This is a genomic window from Xenorhabdus entomophaga (genome assembly GCF_037996725.1).
In the GTDB taxonomy this organism is placed as follows: domain Bacteria; phylum Pseudomonadota; class Gammaproteobacteria; order Enterobacterales; family Enterobacteriaceae; genus Xenorhabdus; species Xenorhabdus khoisanae.
Genome location: NZ_JBBMXH010000155.1, coordinates 1 through 6,252 on the forward strand (window position 1 = coordinate 1; position 6,252 = coordinate 6,252).

Annotated in this window: 5 protein-coding genes and 3 pseudogenes; 4 read left to right on the forward strand and 4 right to left on the reverse strand. The window is 39.4% G+C overall.

Annotated elements, in window-relative coordinates:
* The first annotated feature begins 527 nt into the window (after positions 1 to 527).
* Both AAC854_RS20690 and AAC854_RS20695 read left to right on the forward strand, forming a co-directional pair.
* A pseudogene (locus AAC854_RS20690) lies at positions 528 to 1,207 on the forward strand (IS1 family transposase).
* Positions 1,208 to 1,459: 252 nt separating this feature from the next.
* Positions 1,460 to 1,651: pseudogene (locus AAC854_RS20695) on the forward strand (hypothetical protein); the annotation flags it as partial.
* Positions 1,652 to 1,693: 42 nt separating this feature from the next.
* On the opposite strand, the gene nudI reads toward AAC854_RS20695, so the two are convergent.
* The 3 genes from nudI to AAC854_RS20710 all read right to left on the reverse strand — a co-directional run bounded on the left by nudI (position 1,694) and on the right by AAC854_RS20710 (position 3,552).
* Positions 1,694 to 2,119 carry a nucleoside triphosphatase NudI gene (gene nudI / locus AAC854_RS20700; protein WP_340618752.1) on the reverse strand — a complete coding sequence of 142 codons (426 nt, stop codon included), beginning with the start codon at positions 2,117 to 2,119 and terminating at the stop codon, positions 1,694 to 1,696.
* Position 2,120: 1 nt separating this feature from the next.
* A complete protein-coding gene (locus AAC854_RS20705; RefSeq protein WP_340618756.1) occupies positions 2,121 to 2,630 on the reverse strand; it encodes a deoxynucleoside kinase in 510 nt (169 codons plus the stop codon).
* A gap of 193 nt (positions 2,631 to 2,823) precedes the next feature.
* Positions 2,824 to 3,552, reverse strand: coding sequence for a radical SAM protein (locus tag AAC854_RS20710; RefSeq protein WP_340618753.1), 729 nt, complete (start codon positions 3,550 to 3,552; stop codon positions 2,824 to 2,826).
* Between the two features lie 200 nt (positions 3,553 to 3,752).
* On the opposite strand from AAC854_RS20710, the pseudogene AAC854_RS24415 reads away from it, so the two are divergent.
* Both AAC854_RS24415 and AAC854_RS20715 read left to right on the forward strand, forming a co-directional pair.
* A pseudogene (locus AAC854_RS24415) lies at positions 3,753 to 3,857 on the forward strand (DUF1643 domain-containing protein); the annotation flags it as partial.
* A gap of 55 nt (positions 3,858 to 3,912) precedes the next feature.
* Positions 3,913 to 4,728, forward strand: a complete 816-nt coding sequence (locus tag AAC854_RS20715; RefSeq protein WP_340618754.1) for a PhzF family phenazine biosynthesis protein — start codon at positions 3,913 to 3,915, stop codon at positions 4,726 to 4,728.
* Between the two features lie 509 nt (positions 4,729 to 5,237).
* Here the strand turns inward: AAC854_RS20715 and AAC854_RS20720 are convergent.
* Positions 5,238 to 5,915: an HAD family hydrolase gene (locus tag AAC854_RS20720; RefSeq protein WP_340618755.1), complete on the reverse strand. Its 678-nt coding sequence runs from the start codon at positions 5,913 to 5,915 to the stop codon at positions 5,238 to 5,240.
* Positions 5,916 to 6,252 lie beyond the last annotated feature (337 nt).

Below are 6,252 nucleotides of genomic sequence, written 5' to 3' on the forward strand. Positions count from 1 at the left end.
ATAAGCATAACTCAGTCCTCTTTTTTGCCTTTTTGTTTCTGGAAAATCAAAACTCGCAAAATTTGGACTGAGTTTCTTTGACACTCCTACCATTTTGAAAAGTTATATACTTCTTGACATACTTTCAGTATTTCATTTTCAGTGTTATTGAGTTTTTGGTTTTGTGATGATGTTGTGATCATATCTACCTCTTATTTCCACTTAGTTATTTTTTAATAATCTTAGTTAGAGTTTTATGAAAACAGGTAGTTTTTGGCTAATAAACAACCAAAAGGTAAACATTGGATCATTTCCAAAACAAAAAATAACACTTTGAAATTATAATTTAATAATATCAATCGGATGATGAGAGGATGCTGGAACTTTGAGGTGGCTTGTAAGGTGATATTTCTGATGTTACAAAACGGCTTTTACTGTGTATGAAGCTTGCTATATGGTTATAAATATCCATCTTACATAGCAAAGAAATGATTAAATGGTTTTTTGGACAAATTGCTTAATAAATACTGAGTAAAAACAAACCGCCACTGCATATTGATGTGGTTTGTCGTTACTGTCACAACGCAGAGGAGGTCAAAGGGCATGGAAAAGGAAGCAGTGGACATCACGTTATCACTGTTATGCTTGCCGTAAAACCTTTCAACTGAACTACACCTACCAAGCCTGCAAACCCGGAATGAAAGACCAAATTGTGGATATGGCAGTGAATAACGGCGGTATCAGAGACACCGCTCGCGTCCTGAAGGTGGGCATCAACACCGTTCTTCGCACGTTAAAAACTCGAGCCAAGACAGGTAACAACATTACCGCTGGCGGGAAATGATATCCAAATTATCTGTGAAATCGATGAACAGTGGTCGTTTGTAGGAGTAAGCATAATCAGCGCTGGCTTTGGTATGCTTGGAAGCCCCGGATGAAACGAATAGTGGCACATGTTTTTGGTGATCGCAGCAGGAGAACACGGGATAAACTGTTGGCTCTATTATCTCCGTTTAAAATTCGATTTTACTGTACTGATAATTATGTTGTTTATGATTGCCTTTCAGAAGGGGCGTATTTAACGGGAAAAACGTTTACTCAACGTATAGAAAGAACCCATCTCACCCGCCTAAAAAGACTGAACCGAAAGACAATTGGTTACTCCAAATCGGAAGAAGTGCACGACAAAGTGATAGGGACGTTTATTGAGCGTGAAAACTACATTTAGCGGGTAATCAACCCATTCAATACATGACCCATCTCTCGAGTTATTCCAACTTCACACATAACAAAGGCATTTAATGCTATTCCGATGACTCAATTAGAGCAGGATGTGCCACTAGGAGCTGACTAATCGATATGTCGTCGAGTGGGAGCCTGTAAATTAAACTGTGTATTTGCTTATCTTGATATGTTTAATTTATTATCAAAATAAGGTTGATTTATGAACGATGTGCAATTATAGGTTCTTACCAATGAACTGGCTAAAAACCTCAAAGCACCCGATGATATCAACCAATTTGATCGGTTACTGAAAAATTCAGCGTCGAAGCCGCGCTGAATACGGAAATGAGCCATCAGCTCGGTTATGAAAAACATTAGTCAAAAAACTAGGACTAATGCTCGTAACGAATACTCCTCAAAAACGATTATCACTGGCGATGGCCCTCTATAAAGGTGATCAAAATTATTGAATTACATCAGATAGAATTTGTCAGATTATCCCTTTCTGGGTGAAAGTAATCCGTGTTGCTTCATTCAAATCCATGTCTTTCATAGTTGCAGGTGACACCCAGACAATTTCCTGAAATTCCTCATTGAATGTAATATCTCGATTGGCACTGATACAATCAAAGATGAGGTAAATCATATAAACCTCTTCAGTAGTACCATCAGGATACGTTTTAACCCGGACATCATCACGAAAAGCCCAGGGTTTCACCTCCGTTATCTCTAGGGCTTCACCCAGTTCTTCCCTGATTTCTCGTCTTAGTGCTTCTTCCATCGTTTCACCAGACTCCATTCCTCCTCCGGACAAAGCCCATTGTCCCGGAAATACACCACGATCAGAAGCCATTTTACAAAGTAGAAATTTTCCGTCATTTTGAATGACAGGACAGACAATTATTCTTTGACGCATATTATCTCCGCAACATATTTATTTTGTTGATCACTGTATCAGAAAATGCGTCAATCTTATCCGGATTTTGACAAATCATAACTTTATCACGGAGACTTTCGGGAAGTTTATTCAGAAAATATTGGTACTCATCATGCCAGCCTTTTATCCATTTAAATTTTGTTATTTCATCAGGAAACTCCTTGAGGCGAATCTCGTGAATTTCATCATAATTTAGATGTTGCAGAGAGTGTTCTACGGAATAATCAATGAAAACGATGATGTCAGGTACAGGAATAATGTGATTTATTTCCTCCCATAGCTTCATATATGTCGCGCGGTGTGATTCACTTATATAACCAGCTTTCAACATGAAATTAATAAATATGTAATCTTCAAGATGAGAACGCTCCATTACCAAGTTAAATCCTTTTTCCATCCAAGATTTGAGTAACAATGCTCGCTGGATCATAAAATTAAGCTGTATTAGGTAGCCGTAGTTGCTGGTATCATCAAAAAGATATTGCAGCAGAGAATGATGAACATTTTTTCGTCAATAGCGATAGTATGCGGATCATGTTGAAATAAGGATGAGGACAGCCGTTTTAGCAGGGTACTTTTTCCCACTCCCGAATTACCGGACAAACATATATAGAGAGGTTTTCTTTCTAGATTTCCCTCTTTTTCGTCTGCGGACCAAGGAACCATGTAAAGATAATTATATTTCATGATGTAAACTCCCTGCTATCCAGCCAGAATCGGTTATTTTCACATTTGTGTATGATTTCACTGTTTCCGAAGATTGCTGTCAAAATTTTATCAGGTGGGTCTGTCAGCATATTGCCTAACAAAGTGTAATTTTCACCATCAGGAATAATGATGTCGAAATTAGGTTCCACAACAACGTTAGCTTTATCACGTTCTTCAAAGGTAGCCCAGCTTATTGGCATAGTCGGATGTTGTTTTTTAAGTACTTCCATTTTGCGGATAAATAATGTGGTATCGATCTCCAATTTATCCCTTTTTTCTTTCCCGACGCCTAAGGGACAGAACTGATAAAATCGCCATGCTTGAATTTTATAAGGAAGTTGTTCAATCCAATGGACAATATCGTTTAAGGTATTCACATTTGACAGGGAAACAACTGTGGTTAGTTTGATATTAATACGGTTATGCACATCAGGGAGCCACATCAGTATGTTTTTGATAACTCTGTGCTGATTGCTCATTTTGTTACTGCGAATATCAGTATTAATCTGCTGGTCAATACCATCGATTGGCATTCCCACCCAATCTAATACTGGATTCAATCTCTCATGATCCATCATGAAACGATGCCCGACCGTTGACAGGTAAGTCATGAATCCCTTGTGTTTTGCATATCTAATCAGTTCAATAAAATCCTTTCTTGAAGTGGGTTCCCCTCCGGTAAAGCCGATACGCCGGAAACCCATTTGATACATCTGGTCAATAACAGAAAATGCACTAGCAAGGGAGGAATCTTCTATGTAGGGTTTCGGAAGCAGAGATCACAATCGAGATTACAATGCGAAGTTATTCTGAAATCCATAAGTAGGCTACTATAACCTCGGGCAGCGATGAGCGAGAAGCGGATATAATCTTTCAGAGTAGATAAGGCTCATAAGTACCTTAAATGCGTCAAGACACGACTCTTTCGCCATGCGGTAAGTATCGCTACTCACTATCGAGGGTCTGGAACACCTCAAAGCTGTATACACTTTTTATTGAATTACACCCGTAATGCGGAAAGTGCTATGCTAATTAAGGTTAATTAAACAAAAAGGATATTTTTGATGAATTATCGTTTTAACCAAGTGAATGTATTTTCTAGCGATACTCTTAAAGGTAATCCTCTTGCGGTTGTTTTTTGTGATGACGAATGTATATCTGAGAAAGATATGAAATCCTTAGCAAGATGGACGAATCTAAGTGAAACGGTCTTTATATTCCCGCCCTCTCATCCTAAGGCTGACTATAAGGTGAGAGTTTTTACGCCACTGGAGGAGCTTCCGTTTGCCGGGCACCCCTCGATAGGCTCTTGTTATAGCTGGTTAGATGGTCAAAACAAAAAGGTTATCTATCAGGAGTCAGCTATTGGCATTGTGGAAATACGACAAATGGATGGCATGTTATATTTTGAAGCACCACCTCTGCAAACTAAAAGACCGTTTACATTGGCCGAACTTGATTTACTTTATAAATCAACCAACCTAAAAGCTGAAGATGTGGTTTCGAGCTGTGTTCTTAATAACGGATCAATCTGGCATTCCGTATTAATTAAATCTCCGGAAAAGCTCATGGGCATATATCCTGACTATTCTGAAATGGTTGGGGTTTATCTTGGAGTATGTGCTCTTTCAGATGATAAGAATTCATTGCATGTCAGGGCTTTTGTCGGCAGTGAGCAAACTGAGGACCCGGTTACGGGTAGCCTTAATGCGGTTCTTGCCCAATGGCTAACTATTAATAAATATATTCCTGCTGAATACACATCCTTTCAAGGTTCTTCAGTTGGAGCGAACGGTGAGGTATTTATCCGCCTTGTTGATAAAAAAATATTCGTCGGTGGTAAAACTAATTTTGTTATCAGGGGTGAGATAAGCCTCTAGTCTTACCTTTAAAGTCTGGGGGATTTCGCATAATAAAGGATGGAACAGGCGCTATTCTGGAATATATTTTATGGGCATGACCTGTTTATTTGTAAAGGGAAAAATGATCGTCAGGCGTTTTCTTCGAAGGTCAAACCCGTCAGGAAACTGCTCAACCGAGTAGCGTCCGGTCGTTGCCACCAGACAGCCGAAATGTGAATTGGTAAAATCTATATCAAACAGGCCACAGCTTCAGCAGGCCAGAACCGGCGATACAATTGTTGTTCACTCCATAGATCGGTTATGCCGCCATATGGTGGATATGTGTACTCTAAGCGTATGAGAAAATTCTACTTATGAACACTCCGATTTTTAGGGAGGATTACCAAGGCCGCAAACTTTGTTACTTTCAACAAAGTTTGTCAGCGGTTTGAGCCCATTAAAAAATGGGCTTAGAATTATAAATAGCGGGAAGGCTGATCAATTTATTAAAGGGAAAGCTCGACAATAATATTGCCGTTTAAATTAACCTACGTTGTTTTTTTTAGCAGAACGGAACGCAATTCGCTGACGGAATGTACTAGACTATCAGGTGATGCTTTTGCAAGCACATCTTGCTTAAATGCTCCCCAAGTGACTCCACATGTATCAATATTGGCAGCTTTCCCCATTTCAATATCGGAGAGTGCATCACCAACTATCACGCCGAAAATTTCTTTTTGAGTTAGAGTATTCAACTTATGTATTGCCATATTTAATGGTTCAGGGTGAGGCTTATAGTGTGAAACATGGTCAGAACCTATGATGACATCAAAAATGTTATTCAATCCGAGTTTTTCCAAGTTTGTTGAAAGAACTGTGGACTTTTTACTGGTCACAACAGCCAGATAAAAATGTTCACTCTTCAGTGTGGACAATAGTTCAGAAATACCGTCATAGAGATATGTGGTTTTATCGCAGATAGATGGGTATATATGACGGAAAAAAGATATGATTTCCTCAGTGTTTACTCCTGAGATGGAGGGGCCCCGCATGGCATCAAATGATTTTTCGATGGGGATGCCCATATATTGGAGAATAAGTTCCGAGCTGGGACGAGTAAGACCAAAATGCTGGAAAGCAGTTTGAGTTGCCTCGATTGAAGCCTCCCTTGTGTCTGCTATTGTTCCGTCAAAATCAAAGAAAACTGCATCATAGAAATAGTTCATGTTATTTGCCTTTACTTGAATATTCTAAATGCAGGAGGAAGTTACATAAAAAAAGCGTTATCGTCAAATAGATATGATATCAACCCGCCAGCGGGTCCCCACGATTGACTCATTGACGAAATCAGGCCAAAAAGTCAGAAGACAATCAATCTGATCGCTGGTTTTTCACCTGTGGCTTGGCGTCATATACAACTGGCAGAATGTAATGAGTACATCCCAACCACTTAGGTAACCATTCACCAGCCCTGTATTGACTAGCAGGGAAGCAGATTAAAGACATCCGGATAGGGCTGTTTTCGGGTCACCGCTGTCGCGATTTCACTGAGTACATCCAGTG

Excerpts from the sequence above, each read along its gene's own strand:
- AAC854_RS20710 (WP_340618753.1), bottom strand. The coding sequence starts at position 3,552 with ATGGGTTTCCGGCGTATCGGCTTTACCGGAGGGGAACCCACTTCAAGA.
- AAC854_RS20720 (WP_340618755.1), bottom strand. The coding sequence starts at position 5,915 with ATGAACTATTTCTATGATGCAGTTTTCTTTGATTTTGACGGAACAATA.
- AAC854_RS20715 (WP_340618754.1), top strand. The coding sequence starts at position 3,913 with ATGAATTATCGTTTTAACCAAGTGAATGTATTTTCTAGCGATACTCTT.
- nudI (WP_340618752.1), bottom strand. The coding sequence starts at position 2,119 with ATGCGTCAAAGAATAATTGTCTGTCCTGTCATTCAAAATGACGGAAAA.